Annotated in this window: 3 protein-coding genes and 1 pseudogene; 1 reads left to right on the plus strand and 3 read right to left on the minus strand. The window is 50.2% G+C overall.

The features are described from left to right. Positions 1-284: pseudogene (locus tag VU18_RS20720) on the minus strand (carbohydrate ABC transporter substrate-binding protein); the annotation flags it as partial. 494 nt (positions 285-778) lie between these two features. Between VU18_RS20720 and VU18_RS14325 the strand changes: the two are divergent. Continuing rightward, positions 779-1,792 (plus strand): substrate-binding domain-containing protein, encoded by a 1,014-nt coding sequence (locus VU18_RS14325; protein WP_025039389.1) that lies wholly within the window; start codon positions 779-781, stop codon positions 1,790-1,792. 39 nt (positions 1,793-1,831) lie between these two features. Here VU18_RS14325 and VU18_RS14330 read toward each other — a convergent pair whose 3' ends face one another. Both VU18_RS14330 and VU18_RS14335 read right to left on the minus strand, forming a co-directional pair. Continuing rightward, positions 1,832-2,725 carry an Rpn family recombination-promoting nuclease/putative transposase gene (locus VU18_RS14330; protein WP_013524772.1) on the minus strand — a complete coding sequence of 298 codons (894 nt, stop codon included), beginning with the start codon at positions 2,723-2,725 and terminating at the stop codon, positions 1,832-1,834. A 201-nt stretch (positions 2,726-2,926) separates the two neighbouring features. Then, a complete protein-coding gene (locus VU18_RS14335) occupies positions 2,927-3,178 on the minus strand; it encodes an EamA family transporter (RefSeq protein ID WP_025039390.1) in 252 nt (83 codons plus the stop codon). Positions 3,179-3,182 lie beyond the last annotated feature (4 nt).

Raw genomic sequence — 3,182 nt, forward strand, 5'->3', positions numbered from 1 at the left:
TTTCCCGCCGCAATCGCCGACTGAATGCCCGCCTCCGAAGAAGGGCTTTCCGGCATCGGCGATACTTTGATTTTCACGTTTTGATGCTCTTCCATATAGCGATCCGCCATCTTCTTCCAGAATGCCTGCTGCGTCGGATTCGGCGCCGCCCAAAACTCAATTTGCACGGTTGATCCTTCCTTCTTCTGCCCCTGTTCATTCCCGGTCTGTCCTTGACAGCCTGTTCCCGCCACCGCAGCGGCAAGCAACAACGAAGCCAGTTTGAACCACTTGCGCTTTTTCATCGTCCATTCCCCCCTTGTATTGATGAGCAGGTGATTAAAACGCTTACATAAACAACCGCTTCAGACAACCCCTCTCCTTCCCGTGACAAATCATGGAGACGAACAATCTTGTTAGCTAAAAACAAATTTATGTAACGGTATTTTATAACATTACAATGACATTATTTCATGATTCAACGAAATAGTCAACTTCTTTCTTGCGGAAAAGACAAGAAAAAACCGTGAGTTTAGACGCAATTCATCAACTTGACAATCAGAAATTGTAACGTTACAATACCATTTCGTATATATTTGTTCCGAGGTGTTGAATGTCTTTCGTTTTCATAAGGGATATACTTGAACTAGAGAAAGCAAGCAAACGCTGCGAAAGCGGAGCCAATCTTCAAGATTTCGATGTATACTTGTAATGATGGAAAACGAAAAATCGCAACGGCCGTCCTTGTCGGCACCTCAAATCACCGAAAGGCAAAATAGCGAACAAGTGGAGGTAGCGAATGAAAAAACGCGTCACCATGCAAGACATCGCCGATCGACTGAACATTTCCAAAAACTCGGTCTCTCAAGCGCTGCGCGGCAAAGAAGGGGTCAGCGAAGAAACGAGGGAGCTTGTGAAGCGTGTAGCCAAAGAAATGGGGTATGAATATCCCGCCTCCCGCGCGAAGTCGCGCGGCAAACCGCCGAGGCAAATCGCCCTCATCGCCTCCGACCGCACGTTTTCGCTGAAATTTTTTGGCGAAATCTACTTAAGCATTGAACAGGAAGCGCTGTCACACGGCATGAAGCTGCACATCCAATCGGTGAACAAAGAACAAAAAGAACGGCTTCTTTTGCCTTCGTTCATCGAGGAAAAACAAGTCGACGGCGTGATCGTCCTTTCCCACATCAGCACCGAGTACATCCAACAAATCGTCGCCACCGGCATTCCGACCGTCCTGGTCGACCATCACCATCCGAACATTCCAGCCGATGCGGTGCTGACAAACAATCGGTTCGGGGCGTATGTGGCCGTCCAGCATTTGTTGGAGCTCAACCATACTGACATCGCGTTTGTCGGCGACGTCAACTATTCGCCGAGCTATCAAGAGCGGTATGAAGGGTACTTATTGGCGCTGAAAGACTATGGAGTGAAACCGAACGAGGAGTGGATGTTCTGCCAGGCGCAAGAGGACGAAACGGTCATCGCAGGCTACATCCGCGAGCTGAAGCGGCAGCCGACCGCCTGGTTTTGCGTCAATGACGGGCTTGGCTTTTTCGTCAGCACCGGCCTGCAGCAGTACGGGCTAAAAGTGCCCGATGACGTTTCCGTCTGCAGCTTTGACAACGGACAGCTGTCGCAAATCGCGACGCCGAAAATCACGACCGTCGACATCGACCTGAAGCGCTACGGCAAACGAGCGGTGGAATTGTTGCGATGGCGGTGGGACAACCCGAACGAACCTTTTCAGGAAGTGCTATTGTCTACGAAACTGATCAAACGGGAATCCACAGCAGCAAAACCAACGCGCTAGGGCGGGGCTGGCCTTTTGCCCCGCCTGTTTGATTTCCATTCACTTGAAGCCGCTTTGTTTCATTTCCTCAATCTCCGTCACAGGCAATCCGGTCAGTTCGTGAATCGTCTGCGCATCAAACCCTTTCATCAACATCCGTTTCGCAATGTGCCGTTTTTCTTGTTCCGCTCCCTCTTTGCGCCCTTCCTCCCGTCCTTCCTTTCGGCCTTGAATTTTTCCCTTTTGCTCGTACGAAATGATCAATTCCAGCACGCGTTCTTTTTCTTTCGTCTCCATTTGTTCCACCTCGCTTCGAAGCTGTTGTTCTTCTTCATCGGACAGCTTCACATACGTTTCAAAAAAGCCCATCAACAAACGCTGTCTTGCCTCGTCTAGCTCAAGACGCACCAACATGCGCAAAAATTGCTTTTTCAGTTCCACTCGTTCACTTTCAGTATACCCCATTTTGCTAAGCAGCGCAGCCGCCACCGGGTTGTCGGTGCGGATGAATTGGCGCCAGTTTTGCTTGCGCAACTCCACATGGAAAAAGCGAAAGTCAAGCACATCGCCAAACGGAAAGGAGAGCGTGAACGAAGAGGGTTCATCTCGGATGGCATCATAGCTGAAGACGGCAATCGGAATGATCGGAGTGCGGTATTTTTCAAACAAGCGGCTGAAGTAAAGAAACATTCTTTCTGGAAATGACGATTGAACGTACGCTTGGTTTTCTACGTGAACAATGATCAATCCGTCTTTTCCTTTGAACTTCGTCTCGACGAGCAGGTCAACGCGGTACTTCTCCCCAGCCGTTACGTCCGTAAACAGCTCTTCGGACAAAAACGACAAATGGTTGAAATCAATATGCTCGTGCATATCCGGAAAGAAGAGAAGCACAAATTCCTCAAAAAACGTCTGCAACAACTCCTTGAACAACCGGTCGTGATCGATCGCCATACATTCACCTCACACGAATACGTTTCGTATTCTCTTTTTCGACATCATCAAGCAAAATCCTGCCGATGGCACAAAAATGGCTGTCCCTTTTCGAGAAGAGACAGCCAAGACGCCGACCGCAATGTGAAGCCCCCTCCATTCCTGGATATGAATGTTTCGTCACTTGCACGCAAGGCCTAGAAGTGGGGGATTCCAAGGCTACTACATCCCCGCCTTCCTTCCGCCCTCCACCGCCTTCGCCCGGCGGAAACGGGCGATCACGTCATCCATCCCCCCGCTACCGAACATCACGCCCGCGACGATGAAGAGAAAACCAGCCAGCTGCATCCATGAAATCGGCTCACCAAGCAACCAGTGCGCCCCAAGCAACGAAAAGAGCGGATTGAGGTTGATGAACACCGCCGACTCAGCGGGGCCAAGATGTTGAACAGCCTGGTTGTGAACTACCCCCACTTAA

The sequence above is a fragment of the Geobacillus sp. ZGt-1 genome, assembly GCF_001026865.1.
In the GTDB taxonomy this organism is placed as follows: domain Bacteria; phylum Bacillota; class Bacilli; order Bacillales; family Anoxybacillaceae; genus Geobacillus; species Geobacillus thermoleovorans.